Source organism: Stanieria cyanosphaera PCC 7437 (genome assembly GCF_000317575.1).
In the GTDB taxonomy this organism is placed as follows: domain Bacteria; phylum Cyanobacteriota; class Cyanobacteriia; order Cyanobacteriales; family Xenococcaceae; genus Stanieria; species Stanieria cyanosphaera.
This window is the reverse complement of the sequence record NC_019748.1, coordinates 4950503-4964835: the sequence shown is the minus strand read 5'-3', so window position 1 is coordinate 4964835 and position 14333 is coordinate 4950503. Positions and strand designations below refer to the sequence as shown.

At 36.3% G+C, this 14333-nt stretch carries 8 protein-coding genes and 1 pseudogene; 7 read left to right on the top strand and 2 right to left on the bottom strand.

The features are described 5' to 3' along the window. Positions 1 to 95: 95 nt before the first annotated feature. The 4 genes from STA7437_RS25110 (at position 96) to STA7437_RS21695 (ending at position 8098) form a co-directional block, all read left to right on the top strand. Positions 96 to 2546, top strand: a complete 2451-nt coding sequence (locus tag STA7437_RS25110) for a methyl-accepting chemotaxis protein (RefSeq protein ID WP_015195540.1) — start codon at positions 96 to 98, stop codon at positions 2544 to 2546. Positions 2547 to 2615: 69 nt separating this feature from the next. After that, positions 2616 to 6416, top strand: coding sequence for a hybrid sensor histidine kinase/response regulator (locus STA7437_RS21705; protein ID WP_015195539.1), 3801 nt, complete (start codon positions 2616 to 2618; stop codon positions 6414 to 6416). Positions 6417 to 6428: 12 nt separating this feature from the next. After that, positions 6429 to 6923, top strand: a complete 495-nt coding sequence (locus STA7437_RS21700) for a chemotaxis protein CheW (protein WP_015195538.1) — start codon at positions 6429 to 6431, stop codon at positions 6921 to 6923. Between the two features lie 242 nt (positions 6924 to 7165). After that, positions 7166 to 8098, top strand: a complete 933-nt coding sequence (locus tag STA7437_RS21695) for a phosphoribulokinase (protein WP_015195537.1) — start codon at positions 7166 to 7168, stop codon at positions 8096 to 8098. Between the two features lie 54 nt (positions 8099 to 8152). Here the strand turns inward: STA7437_RS21695 and STA7437_RS21690 are convergent, their stop codons facing one another. Continuing rightward, positions 8153 to 8440, bottom strand: a complete 288-nt coding sequence (locus STA7437_RS21690) for a hypothetical protein (RefSeq protein WP_015195536.1) — start codon at positions 8438 to 8440, stop codon at positions 8153 to 8155. 209 nt (positions 8441 to 8649) lie between these two features. On the opposite strand from STA7437_RS21690, the gene bcp reads away from it, so the two are divergent. Further along, the gene (gene bcp / locus STA7437_RS21685) at positions 8650 to 9117 is read left to right on the top strand and encodes a thioredoxin-dependent thiol peroxidase (protein WP_015195535.1); all 468 of its coding nucleotides are present in this window, start codon (positions 8650 to 8652) and stop codon (positions 9115 to 9117) included. A 7-nt stretch (positions 9118 to 9124) separates the two neighbouring features. Here the strand turns inward: bcp and STA7437_RS21680 are convergent. Beyond that, positions 9125 to 9280 (bottom strand): annotated as a pseudogene (locus STA7437_RS21680) (DNA-3-methyladenine glycosylase 2 family protein); the annotation flags it as partial. A 311-nt stretch (positions 9281 to 9591) separates the two neighbouring features. Between STA7437_RS21680 and STA7437_RS21675 the strand changes: the two are divergent. Both STA7437_RS21675 and STA7437_RS21670 read left to right on the top strand, forming a co-directional pair. Beyond that, positions 9592 to 13581: a magnesium chelatase subunit H gene (locus STA7437_RS21675; RefSeq protein ID WP_015195534.1), complete on the top strand. Its 3990-nt coding sequence runs from the start codon at positions 9592 to 9594 to the stop codon at positions 13579 to 13581. A 95-nt stretch (positions 13582 to 13676) separates the two neighbouring features. Further along, positions 13677 to 14267: a transposase gene (locus STA7437_RS21670; RefSeq protein ID WP_015195533.1), complete on the top strand. Its 591-nt coding sequence runs from the start codon at positions 13677 to 13679 to the stop codon at positions 14265 to 14267. Positions 14268 to 14333: the final 66 nt, after the last annotated feature.

Sequence of the window (14333 nt, the reverse complement as noted above, 5' to 3'; positions counted from 1 at the left end):
AATTTTTTGAAATGGTGACGTTTTTTCCCTCTCTTAAAAGCGGGAAATTTTAAAAAATCTTGTTGATCACTGGTAACTGATAACTAATAACCGAAATGACTCAGACTCCTGTACAACTTAAAAATTCTCATCAAAGTTTACTTTCTGTGGATGAGTTTTCTGCTCTTCAGAATAATCAAATTACTTCTAAAAAATCTGTTCAAAAAAATAACCTTAGTTTATCAAAAAAATTATTATTAATTATTTTACCTACTGCATTAGGAAGTTTAGCTTTTTCTAATTTAATTAATTATCTTCAGATTCAAGAACAAACAGAAGCAAAAGTTAAATTGCAACTAGAAAATGAAGTTATTTTTGTTGGGGAAACTACTACTCAACTTGTTCAGGAAAAATTTAATATCGACAAAACACTTGAATTAATTAGCACTAGTTTATCTAAAACTGATGCAAATTTAGCATCTCGTAGTCTTCAAATCATTTCAGCACAGACAGAAGTTGCTTTACAAACTATTAATGGTCAAGAAATTAATCAAAATCAAGAAATTATTGGGGGTAAAAATTTAATTGCTACTGCTAAATTAATTCAATCAAATAATGTCGAATCACTCGAAAATCAATTAAAACAACAAGACCTTTATCAAAAAATTATTGTCAATCAAGCCAAATCAGTTGTATCTTTCATTTATCAAAATCGTTTTTATACTTTCTTTCCTATTGCTAACACTGATTTAGTAGCAGTTTCTTCACTTGATTTATCAGAACTAGCAAAATATAATCAAGAATTAAGAGCAAATTTGATTTTTCAAAATTTATTATTAGGAACAATAGTAACTATAATTATTGTCTTGGCTACTAGTCAAATTGTAAAACCTTTAAGTAATTTAGTTAAATCTAGCGAAAAAGTATTTTTAGGGGAGCTTAATTTATTAGTTCAAGGCAAAGATACTTTAGAAACCCAAAGCTTAAGGCATAATTTTAATAATTTAATTATTAAGTTTCAACAATTATTACAAAAACAAAAAACCGAAGCTCAACAAGCAAAAATTCTTAAAGAAATTATTATTAAAACCAATCAGTCTTTAGATGATCTAATTCTTAAAGAAACTCTTGTTCAACAAATTAATCTAGCACTTAAAACAGACAGAGTAGTCTATTGCCAAATTAATAATTTACAACAAGGGGAAATTGTTGCTGAATCAATAACTACTAACTATGCTTCAATTTTAGGAAATTCATTCAAAGTTGAAGATTACCTGCCAAAAAATCGATTTAGTATAGTTCAAAATATAGAAAGAATTGAAACAGCTTTACTATCAAAATCTCAGCAGCAACAATTACAATCATGGCAAGTACAAGCAATGTTAGTTGCACCAGTATTAGTTAATCAAAAATTAGATGGATTTTTGATGATTCAAAGTTGTGCCACTCCCCGTCATTGGCAACCACAAGAAATCGATTTTGTTGAGCAAATAGCTTATCAATTAAGTTTTGCTGCAACTCGTGATTTTCTTTTACAACAACAACAAAATGCTGACTTAAAACAAAATCAAGCTCAAGAAAAATTAAAACAAGAAGTATTAAATTTAATCCAAAAAATTCAAAGTTTGTACTCAGGAGATTTAACTTTAAGAGCTAATCTTACTAGTGATGAGATTGGCAAAATTGCTGAAGCTTACAACATGAGTATTGAAAATTTACAACAACTGATTTCTAATTTTAAAACTACAGTTGCTTATGTCGAAGAAAATGCTATAGAAAATCAACAAATAATTCAAAACTTGACCACAGAAACAGTCCAAAACGCAGCAAAAATTAATCAAACCCAAAAAGAAATTCAACTGCTTAATGAAGCCAATTATCTGGTTAAGACTCATGCTTCTCAAGCCGAAGTAATTGCTAAACAAGCTAATCTAAAAATTTCAGCAGGAAATTTCGCGATCGCTAGTACCGTAGAAGAAATTAATTTCATTCAAGAAACCGTAGATGTCGCTTCTGAAAAAATAAAACTTTTAGGAGATTCTTCGCAAGAAATTTCTCAAGCAGTTAATCTAATTGCTCGTTTTGCTGCTCAAACTCATTTACTTGCCCTGAAAGCGTCGATTGAAGCAGCTAGAGCAGGAGAACAAGGTAGAGGTTTTGCTGTCATTGCAGATGAAGTCAGAACCCTTGCCACTCAGTCAGCAGGAGCGAGTGCGGAAATTGAAAATTTAGTAGCCAAAATCCAGCAAGAAACTCAAGCAGTAGTTGAAGTCATGGCAAAAGGTACTAATCAAGTGAAAACAGGAGCAGAATTAGTTCAACAAACTCGTCAAAGCCTAAGTCAAGTAGCTAATGCAACTAGTGAACTTCAACAGTTAGTTGACGAGATCGCTCTTGCTTCTCATCAACAGATAGTCAATTCTGAATCAGTTATGCACAATATTACCGATGCAGCTATGACTGCTACCCAAAATACTCAATCAGTAACTCAATTATCAGCTTCGCTCTGCCAATTGAGTGAAGTAACGGAACAATTAAAACAACATTTTGGCAAGTTTAAAACCTAGTTGAGTTTTTGTCTTGTCGATGGGAAATCTTAAGTTAACTATTTAGAAACTCTACCTCAGCAGCAAACCATGTCTCTTAATCCTGATATCCGCGATCAAGCTTATCGGTTTTTTATCGAAGAAGCTCAAGAACTGTTGCAGGTACTAGAAACAGGTTTACTTAATCTGCGCGAAGATCATAGTACGCCTAGGGTTCACGAGTTGATGCGTGCTGCTCATTCAATTAAAGGAGGGGCAGCTAGTATTGAATTAGATGCGATTAAAACCTTAGCCCATCGTTTAGAAGATTTTTTTAAAGCTCTTTATAGTGAAAAAGTTAACTTCGATCCTGAACTAGAAAATTTACTTCTACAGGCATACGATTGCTTGAAAAATCCTTTGGTTGAACAAATGGAAATGGGCAGTTTTGACGCAGAATTTGCCTTAGTTACTGCCGAACCAATCTTTGCTCAGTTAGAAACTCTGTTAGGAGATGCTTTACAAGAATCCGATAATTATATTCCTAGTGCTAATGATTTAGGAGTCGATATTGTTGCTTCTATCTTTGAAGTAGATGTAGCCCAATCTCTTACTCATCTCTACGAAGTATTAACTAATCCTGACAACTATGATGTGATTGGTGAATTGAATGCACAAATCGATCTACTCAACGGATTTGCCGAACTATTTAATTTGTCTGGCTTTGCCGAAATTCTTCAAGCTGCTACTACTGCACTCAATCTATATCCAGAACTAAAACTAGACATTCTGCAACTAACGATCGCTGATTGTCAACAAGCAAGAGAACAAGTTTTAGCAGGCGATCGCAAAAGAGGTGGAGAACCATCTCCTACTTTATTGGCACTTACGGAAAGTAACGTTCATAATAATTTTGTTAGTGAGGATTTATTTCAATCGACAATTACCCCACAGAACGAATTATCTACCACTAATGATTTTTCTTTTGAAAATTTATTTGACGAAATTGTAGATCAACCTAATACTGTGGGAGAAACGATTAGCGAAAACTTGACTGATAATTTTTCTGTTAATCAAGAGGTGATTTTAGATAGTGCCATTGATAGTCATAATTCTTTGCTAGACGATGTTTTTGGTTCAGTTGAAGTTCAAACAGAAACAGATCTAGGATTTACTCAAAATCTTGAAACCAATCCTTCTTTAGACGATGTTTTTGGTTCAGTTGAAGTTCAAACAGAAACAGATTTAGGATTACCTCAAAATGTAGAAAATAATCCCTCTTTAGATGATGTTTTCGGTGCGGTTGATTTAACTAACAACGAGCAAGAAAAACCACAATCTTCTCAAGTAAATGAACTTCCTCCACAAAATCTAGAAGCAGCAATTGAATCAATTGAACAAATTTTTGAACATTTACCTTCTTTAGAAGAAGATACTACTTCCCTTTTGCCTACAACCAAGCAAAATCAACCTCTTAAAGTTCAATCAAAACCAGTTCAAGTCAGTACAAATCAACCTGTTGTTCCTACCCATTTGACTGTGAGAGTTGGGTTAGATCGTTTAGAACGGATGAATAATCTGATTGGTGAATTAGTAATTAATCGGAATAGTTTATCTTTGCAAAACGAGCAGCTACAAGATAACTTACAAGTATTAGTTCGTAAATTTTTCCGTTTTCAAGACACTACAATCAAATTAAGAGATTTATCCGATCGCTTGTTAATTGAGTCAGAACGCTACAATTTAGCTCATCCTCAAATTAATTCTCGGCAAGTCGGAGAAGCAACAGATTTTGATTCTTTGGAAATGGATAGTTATGGTCATTTGCACTCTTTGCTACAAGGCATTTTAGAAGAAATGTTGCAGCTAGAAGAAAGTGTCGAAGACATTACTTTGTTTGCTAAACAATCTAATCAAACCATCGAACAACAGCGTCAAATGCTGTCACAGATGCGTGATGAGTTGATGTGGGCAAGAATGTTGCCTTTAGAGCAAATTTTGCAACGTTTTCCTCGAACTTTACGGGATTTATCCAATCAATACGGAAAACCAGTTAATCTCAGTATGACTGGCACAGGAGTTTTAGTTGATAAAGCAGTTTTAGAAAAACTATACGATCCTCTCTTGCATTTATTACGGAATGCTTTCGATCACGGCATTGAAACTCCAGAAATCCGCCAACAGCAAGGTAAATCTGAACAAGGACAAATTGAAATTCATGCTTATTATCAAGGTAACCAGACTGTAATTGAAGTCAAAGATGATGGTCAAGGGTTAAATTTAACCAAAATTGCTAATAAAGCAGTCAAACAAGGATTATTATCGACCGAAGAAGCTACGCACGCTCGAAAACAAGAATTATTCAATTTGATTTTTGAATCAGGTTTTTCAACAGCGGATCGAGTTAGCGAAATTTCTGGCAGAGGGGTAGGGATGAATGTGGTTCGTTCTCAAATCTTGGCACTCAAAGGAACAATTGAGGTTAATTCTGTGCCAGGTAAAGGAACAACTTTTACCCTGAGATTGCCTCTAACTTTAACTATTGCCAAATTGCTAGTTGTTTCTCTGGGTTCAACAGCTTTTGCCTTGCCTTCCGATAACATTGAGGAAATTATTATCCCTACTGAGGAACAAATAAAAGTTTCAAGTCGCAAAAGATTTTTCTTATTGAAGCAGCAATTAATCCCAATTTATAGTCTTAAGGAAGTACTTCACTACAATTGTATACTTCCTCCAGTTAACTTAAGAAGCAAAGCTTTTGAAACGGTTGCTGCACCTAAAGATTGGGGATTACCTCTGTTGCTTTTGCGTCAAGGACAACAACTATTTGCTTTAGAAATTGACTCTTTAATTACCGAACAAGAATTAGTTATTAAACCTTTTGGGAAAGTATTGACACCTCCTAGTTATATTTATGGTTGTACGATCATGGGAGATGGTACTTTGATTCCTGTGATCAATGGCAATGTTTTAATTGACCGAATTCAAGGCAACGATACCACTAGAACTACTACTCCTTTATTTAGCAATATTTCTGTTGCCTCAGAAGAATTAACAGAAACAACAGCAGAATTAGATCATTCAATACTTTCAACAGAATCAACTAATATTCTTCCAGCTACAAGCAAGACGATTCAATCACCAACTATTATGATTGTCGACGACTCTACTGCTTTAAGGCGAACTATGGCTTTAAGTCTGGAAAAAAGTGGTTATCGCGTAGTTCAAGCTAAAGACGGAAGAGAGGCTTTAGAACAATATCGCAAAAATTCTGCGATCGCTTTGATCGTTTGTGATATTGAAATGCCTAATATGAATGGCTTTGAATTTTTAGGAGTGCGTCGTCGTGATTCTGAATTAAGCAATATTCCTATTGTGATGCTGACTTCTCGTAGTGGAGTCAAACATCGAAGTTTGGCGATGCAATTAGGAGCTAATGCCTATTTTACCAAGCCTTATATCGAACAAGAATTTCTCGTCGAACTCAAAAAAATCTTAAACCCTTCTGTGCAGAAAACTATTGCTATTCCCAAAACTCTACCAACTCAAACCATTTTAGTCATTGATGATTCTTCAGCTTTAAGAAAAACCATGGCATTAAGTTTAGAAAAGAAGGGTTATCGAGTTTTACAAGCTAGAGATGGACAAGAAGGTTTAGAACAACTCAAACAAAATCCTCAAGTCAACTTAGTTATTTGTGATGTTGAAATGCCTAATATGAACGGTTTTGAGTTTTTAACCGCTCGCCGTCAAGAAGTAAAGTTAGCCAAAATTCCTGTAGCAATGCTTACTTCACGCACCAACGAAAAACATCGTAATTTAGCTCAACAATTAGGAGCAATAGCTTATTTTACTAAACCCTATGTCGAAGAAGAGTTCTTCCCAGCCATTCTTAATCTGATTCGTAATTAAATTTTGGTTAATATGTTAGCAAAAGCGATCGCAACTGATAATTTAACAACTATTTCTGCTGGTACTCTCAAATTATTGGTGTTTGAGATGGGAAAGTTAACCCTAGCTTTACCTGTCGAACAAGTTAAAAAAGTAATTAGGTATCAACCGACTTACGGTAGTGGATTAAGTCACGTTAGTATTAGTCATTTAGGTGACGAAGAAATCACGATTGTCGATTTACACCAGAAACTATTTAAAACTAGTCAGCTAAACGAGTCTGAATCTCAAGGCTATTTTGTTATCACGAAGGCATTCAGTGGTAAAGGGATTGCAGGTGAACCTTTAGGGATAATTGTAATGAAAACTCCAATTTTGTTAGAAGTAAGTCTTGCTCAAATTCGGGTTTTACCAAACTCTTATCGTCATGCTGATACTTTAGAGATTGCTAGTCATGTTGCGATTGTACCTCAAGAATCTGAATCAAATCTTACTATTTTTATCCTAGATATAGATCGTTTAGTTTAGATGATTATATCTGTATTTGACATCCGCATTTGGGCGCGTATTGCCAAAGTTCAAAAAATTAAAATTTATTGGGTAGTCAAAAAAATATTTACAGCACTATCGAACATTAGAAATTAACCAACTGCGATTTCGCTACCAACAGTTGAGAGTAAATAATAAAGGTAAAGATTCAATCATGAGAATCTTGTTTAAAGCAACCAGAATGTTATTCTACGAAATAAATAAAACTATTAGATAGAATTATGAATAATCGACCAATTGTCCTTGGTATTGTTGGTGATAGTGCTGCTGGTAAAACAACTCTGACACAGGGAATTGCTCAAGTCTTGGGAGAAGAAAATGTAACAGTAATCTGTACAGATGATTATCATCGTTACGACCGTCGCCAAAGAGCCGAACTAGGAATATCTGCACTACATCCAGATTGTAACTATTTAGACATCATTGAACAACACCTCAATTTATTGCGTAACGGACAATCGATTCTTAAACCAATTTACAATCACAGTACGGGGGAATTCGATCCACCAGAATATATTAAACCAAGTCAATATGTAATTGTGGAAGGATTACTAGGCTATTCCACTCGTGCGATGCGTGACAGCTATGATGTCAAAGTTTATCTAGCTCCTCCGGAATCTTTACGTGCTACCTGGAAAATTAAAAGGGATACACGTAAACGAGGTTATACTGAAGAACAAGTAATCGAGCAACTACGACAACGAGAACCCGATTCAGAAGCTTATATTCGTCCTCAACGTCAGTGGGCTGATGTAGTGGTTAGTTTTTATCCTCCCAGTAAAGAATCTGAGCAAAATAATCTTTTACTTAATGTTCGTTTAATCCTCAGACCGACTATTCCTCATCCCGATCTTACTCGCATTTTAACCGCGGAAGGTAATCATTTAGGTTCTGCGATTAGGCTTGATTTAGACCGAGATATGGGTAAACCTGTTGATATTTTAGAAATTGACGGTCATGCCACTGTCGAGCAAGTCAAAGAATTAGAAAGGGTTATGTGTAATGATGTTCCTTATTTAGGTCAATTTTGTAGTTTGGAAGGAAATCAAGAAATTGGTAAAGTAATCGGAACAACAGGAGAAACACTACAAAGTTATCCTCTTGCTTTGACTCAGTTACTCATTACCTACCATATGCTCAGAGCTTTAGCTTGATTTTTTTTTGAAGTCCTCAGCTTAATTTGAGAAAAAAGTAAAACTTGGCTATGATTAGTCGCGATCAATTCTGATCCAGCCAAGAGTTTTTTTTCCCATTCTAAAAATTATTGAATTAGCCAATCCTAATTTAATAACAGCCTGAACAAGAAAACTGGAATTTTCTTGCAGATACGAACACCACTGAGGACAGTTTTCACAATCAAGACAAATTACCGTCGAACAACCCCAAGGTTCTCGAAAAACTTTCATGGTTTCAGGAAGTTCTTTGACTAAAGAGCGGAATCTAGAGATCGCAACTTTCTCAAAGTTAGCACTCGTACAATCAAGAGGGGATTCCATTATTGCTGCTCCTTTCTTTCACGCCAAAACAACTGTTTGGTTAATGCTTTTTTAGGCTAACATCTCTTTTTAATATCTGAATCTCTCGAAAGATAATTTTAATTAAATGTGGTGATTCACTCTGTTAGTAAACTATAAAAACATATTTATCATCTAAATCAAATTAAAAAAGTCGATATTGAGTACAAATTACAAAATTAAGCAGTAATATGCCCGAAATCGGACAATCAGCACCAAATTTTACGGCTAAAGATCAAAATGGTAATCTTATTAGCCTCCAAGACTTTGCCAATCAATGGTTAGTTTTGTATTTTTATCCTAAAGATAATACTCCTGGTTGCACTTCTGAAGCAAAAGAGTTTAGTGCTTATCAAAATCAATTTGATCAATTAAATGCAAAAATTGTAGGAGTTAGTCCTGACTCAGAAATTTCTCATGGCAAGTTTATAGATAAACATCAACTCTCAATTCAATTACTCAGCGATCCAGAACATCAAATTATTGATTCTTATGGTGTCTGGCGACTAAAAAAATTTATGGGTAAAGAATACATGGGAGTAGTGCGCTCGACTTTTTTAATTAATCCAGAAGGAAAAATAGCTTATATTTGGGACAAAGTTCGGGTTAAAGGTCATGTTGAAGCTGTGTTGAAAAAATTGCCAGCAAATCTCGATTAATAATTACTTATTTGCAATTTAAATAATAATGCCACAAAATTTGAGTCGCAACCGCACGCCAAGGTTTCCAAGCTTCAGCTATTAATTCTAATTGTATCGGTGTCGGACGAGTAGGAAGATTTTTAATTTTTTGTACAGCGATCGCCAAGGCTAAATCTCTTTTGGCAAAAACATTCCAGCGTTTGAAGTTTAATCCAGTTTTTATAACACAAAATATAAATAACGTCAATATTTATTTTATTAAAATTTGTTAAAAATACTGCAGTAAACACTCACATAATTTGTCAATATTTGTTGCAAAATATTTCATAATTTTTATCGAATTGTGTCAAATCAGCGTAATGCTGACATTTGCACAACGTTTTTTGATACAAACACTTAACAGAGCATAATTAATCTGGGTAAAAAATAATCATCTTACCCGAACATAATCTGATTGCAATTCGCCAGCATAAATTTAAGGAGAATCAATATATGTTCACTCACGTCAAGTCCACCATTCGTCGCGTAACCCCTGAAGCACTTAATGGACGTGACTTACTTAAGGTGGTCTATGTCGTGCTAGAGCCTCAATATCAGAGTACGCTTACCGAAGCAGCTAGGTCAATCAATAGTAATAATCCTTATTTAGCGATTGAACTGAGTGGTTACTTAATTGAAGAATTAAGAGATGAAGAAAATTACGCCAATTTTAAGGAAGATGTAGCGGAAGCTAATATATTTATTGCTTCACTCATTTTTATCGAAGATTTGGCACAAAAAGTAGTCGCAGCAGTGCAACCTCACCGCGATCGCTTGGATGCTGCGATTATCTTTCCTTCAATGCCTGAAGTAATGCGCCTCAATAAATTAGGTAGCTTTTCGATGGCACAGTTAGGGCAATCCAAAAGTGCGATCTCTCAGTTCATGCGTAAGCGGAAAGAAAATTCTGGGGCTTCTTTCCAGGATGCGATGCTGAAGTTATTGCGTACTTTACCTAATGTTTTAAAATACTTACCTGTGGAAAAAGCACAGGATGCTAGAAACTTTATGTTGAGTTTCCAGTATTGGTTAGGAGGGAATTCAAAGAATTTAGAAAACTTCCTGCTGATGCTGGCTGATAAATATGTTTATAAAGATAAAACAGTAAGTAGAGGTGTTCCTTACGCCGAACCGATAGTATATCCAGACATGGGTGTCTGGCATCCTTTAGCACCAAAGATGTTTGAGGATGTCAAAGAATACCTCAACTGGTTTAATAGTCGTCAAGATATTTCAGAAGATTTAAAAGATCCTTTAGCCGTTTGTGTCGGTTTAGTATTACAACGTACTCACCTAGTTACCCAAGATGATGCCCATTATGTAGCGATGGTACAGGAACTAGAAGCAATGGGTGCGAGAGTAATTCCCGTTTTTGCTGGTGGTTTAGACTTTTCTAAACCAGTCGATACTTATTTCTGGGATACCCTTAAAGGAACTGAACCCCAACCCTTAGTAGATGTAGTGGTATCTTTGACAGGATTTGCCTTAGTAGGAGGTCCCGCCAGACAAGATCATCCCAAAGCAATTGACTCCTTAAAACGCCTCAACCGTCCCTACATGGTTGCCCTACCCTTAGTCTTTCAAACTACTGAAGAATGGGAAGCCAGCGAACTAGGATTACATCCAGTTCAAGTCGCCTTACAAATTGCCATTCCCGAACTAGATGGGGCAATCGAACCGATTATTGTATCTGGTAGAGATGGTTCTACAGGTAGAGCGATCGCCCTACAGGATCGGATTGAAGCGATCGCACAAAGAGCAATGAAATGGGCAACTCTGCGTAAAAAGCCTAAGTTACAGAAGAAAGTAGCGATTACAGTTTTTAGTTTCCCTCCTGATAAAGGAAATGTCGGAACTGCTGCTTACCTGGATGTGTTTGGGTCGATTTATGAAGTAATGAAAGCCCTTAAAGGGAATGGTTACGATGTTGAAGATTTACCCGACTCTCCGCAAGCATTAATGGAAGCAGTCATTCATGATGCCCAGGCACAATACGCTTCTCCTGAATTAAATATTGCCTATCGGATGTCGGTTCAACAGTATGAAAGATTGACTCCCTATTCAGTTAAGTTAGAAGAAAATTGGGGGCCACCGCCAGGACATCTTAATAGTGATGGACAAAACCTTTTAATTTACGGTAAGGAATTCGGTAACGTCTTCATTGGGGTACAACCTACCTTTGGTTACGAAGGCGACCCCATGTTGTTACTATTCTCTCGTTCCGCTTCTCCCCACCACGGTTTTGCAGCCTACTACACCTACTTAGAAAGCATTTGGAAAGCGGATGCAGTACTACACTTCGGTACTCATGGTTCTCTAGAATTCATGCCAGGAAAACAGATGGGTATGTCTGGAGAATGCTATCCTGATAGTTTGATTGGTAGTACTCCCAATATCTATTACTACGCAGCTAACAATCCTTCGGAAGCAACCATTGCTAAACGTCGCAGTTATGCCGAAACCATTTCTTATTTGACCCCTCCCGCAGAAAATGCAGGACTATATAAAGGGTTACAAGAACTAAGTGAATTAATAGGTTCTTACCAAACCCTCAAAGACGGTGGAAGAGGTATCCAAATTGTCGACACAATTATCGATAAATGTCGCATTGTCAACCTAGACAAAGACATTACCCTCCCCGAAACCGATGCCAAAGAAATGACTCAAGAACAACGGGATACTATCGTCGGTTTAGTTTACAAAAAACTAATGGAAATCGAATCTCGCTTGTTACCCTGTGGCTTACACGTCATCGGTAAACCACCTACTGCCGAAGAAGCGATCGCAACTTTAGTTAATATAGCTTCTTTAGATCGAGAAGAAGAAGAAATTGTTTCTTTACCTCGTATCATTGCCCAAAGCATCGGCAGAGATATCGAAGAAATCTACGCTAATAATGATCGTGGTGTTTTAGCAGACGTTCAACTATTTCAAGAAATTACTCAAGCAACTCGCGCTGCTGTGACTGCCTTAGTTAAAGCCCAAATCGATGCCGAAGGAAGAGTTTCGATGATTTCTAAACTCAACTTCTTTAATCTGGGTAAAAAAGCACCTTGGATTACAGCTTTACACGAACATGGTTACAAAAACGTCGATTCTGAACTACTCAAACCCCTGTTTGAATATCTAGAATTTTGTCTAGAACAGATTTGTGCCGATAACGAATTAGGCGGACTGCTAAAAGCATTAGAAGGAGAATACGTCTTACCGGGACCCGGAGGCGACCCCATCCGCAACCCCAACGTTCTTCCTACAGGAAAAAATATCCACGCCCTCGATCCTCAATCGATCCCGACTCTAGCAGCAGTAAAATCAGCAAAAATCGTCGTAGACCGTCTCTTAGAACGACAAAAGCTAGATAATGGCGGAAAATATCCTGAAACCATCGCTTGTGTTCTCTGGGGTACAGATAACATCAAAACCTACGGTGAATCTCTCGCCCAAATTATGTGGATGGTAGGTGTGCGTCCCGTACCCGATGCCTTAGGTAGGGTGAATAAACTGGAATTAATTTCTTTAGAAGAATTAGGTCGTCCTCGTATCGACGTAGTAGTTAACTGTTCTGGTGTTTTCCGCGATCTGTTTATCAATCAAATGAACTTGTTAGACCAAGCCGTCAAAATGGCAGCCGAAGCTAATGAACCTTTAGAAATGAACTTCGTTCGCAAACACGCTTTAGAACAAGCTGAAGAAATGGGAATTAATCTGCGTCAAGCAGCAACCCGTGTCTTCTCCAATTCTTCTGGTTCTTACTCCTCTAATATCAACCTTGCTGTTGAAAATAGCACTTGGGAAGAAGAAAAAGAATTACAGGATATGTACCTCAATCGTAAATCCTTCGCTTTTAATTCTGATAACCCAGGAATAATGCAAGAAAATCGTCAGATTTTTGAAAAATCACTCAAAACTGCGGAAGTTACTTTCCAAAACCTTGATTCTTCAGAAATTAGTCTGACTGACGTATCTCACTACTTTGATTCCGACCCCACCAAAGTAGTAGCAAGCTTACGCGATGATGGGAAAAAACCCACTGCGTTCATCGCCGATACTACCACCGCTAACGCCCAGATCCGTACCCTTTCCGAAACCGTTCGTTTAGATGCCCGTACCAAACTACTCAATCCCAAATGGTACGAAGGAATGCTGAGTCACGGTTACGAAGGTGTCCGCGAACTCTCCAAACGATTAGTTAATACCATGGGATGGAGTGCAACGGCTGATGCTGTTGATAATTGGGTATATGAAGATGTCAACACTACCTTTATTGATGATCCTGAAATGTGTCAGCGTCTGATGAACCTCAATCCTAACTCCTTCCGTAAAATTGTCGGTACTCTACTCGAAGTTAATGGTCGTGGTTACTGGGAAACTTCTGAAGAAAACCTAGACAGATTGCGGGAATTGTATCAGGAAGTTGAAGACAAAATCGAAGGAATTGAATAATTTATAATTAATCTGGGTAGCCTAATAATATCGATGTGTAGAGTAGAGACGTTCCATGGAACGTCTCTACAATATTTAATGTCCCCTGTGCAGCCATGACATTATATAAAAACCAATATCGTAGTAAATCAATCAGACTACCTAATAGAAATTATGCTGCTAATGGCTATTATTTTGTGACAATTTGTACCCATCAAAAAATTAGCTATTTTGGTAATATTGTTAATCATCAAATGCAATTATCTTCTGTTGGTAAAATTGCCCAAAAATTTTGGTTGGAAATACCCCAGCATTCAAAATACATCTATTTAGATGAATATATCATTATGCCCAATCATATTCACGGAATTATAGTGATCGATAATCCCGATAACCCCTGTAGAGACGTTCCATGGAACGTCTCTACACCCAATGATGATGATTTATCGCAAATAATGTCAAAATTGTCACCAAAATCTGGTTCGCTTAGTACAATTATCCGTTCTTATAAATCTTCTGTAACAAGATGGTGTAAACAGAATAATTATAATAATTTTGCTTGGCAACCGAGATTTTATGAACACATTATTCGCAATGATGGTTCTTTAGATAACATTCGCCAATATATTGTTAATAATCCTCTCAAATGGTCAGAAGATAAAAATAATCCAAATATTTTATCACTTAAACCTAAAGAAAATAAGTGATTTGAATAATCTTGATTACTAATAAAAGTATAGATATAATTTTGAGCTATTAAAAATTAATTGATT

What these genes read in the sequence shown, in the direction of transcription:
- STA7437_RS25110 (WP_015195540.1), top strand. Translation starts at nt 96, where the DNA reads ATGACTCAGACTCCTGTACAACTTAAAAATTCTCATCAAAGTTTACTT.
- STA7437_RS21705 (WP_015195539.1), top strand. Translation starts at nt 2,616, where the DNA reads ATGTCTCTTAATCCTGATATCCGCGATCAAGCTTATCGGTTTTTTATC.
- STA7437_RS21700 (WP_015195538.1), top strand. Translation starts at nt 6,429, where the DNA reads ATGTTAGCAAAAGCGATCGCAACTGATAATTTAACAACTATTTCTGCT.
- STA7437_RS21695 (WP_015195537.1), top strand. Translation starts at nt 7,166, where the DNA reads ATGAATAATCGACCAATTGTCCTTGGTATTGTTGGTGATAGTGCTGCT.
- STA7437_RS21690 (WP_015195536.1), bottom strand. Translation starts at nt 8,440, where the DNA reads ATGGAATCCCCTCTTGATTGTACGAGTGCTAACTTTGAGAAAGTTGCG.
- bcp (WP_015195535.1), top strand. Translation starts at nt 8,650, where the DNA reads ATGCCCGAAATCGGACAATCAGCACCAAATTTTACGGCTAAAGATCAA.
- STA7437_RS21675 (WP_015195534.1), top strand. Translation starts at nt 9,592, where the DNA reads ATGTTCACTCACGTCAAGTCCACCATTCGTCGCGTAACCCCTGAAGCA.
- STA7437_RS21670 (WP_015195533.1), top strand. Translation starts at nt 13,677, where the DNA reads ATGACATTATATAAAAACCAATATCGTAGTAAATCAATCAGACTACCT.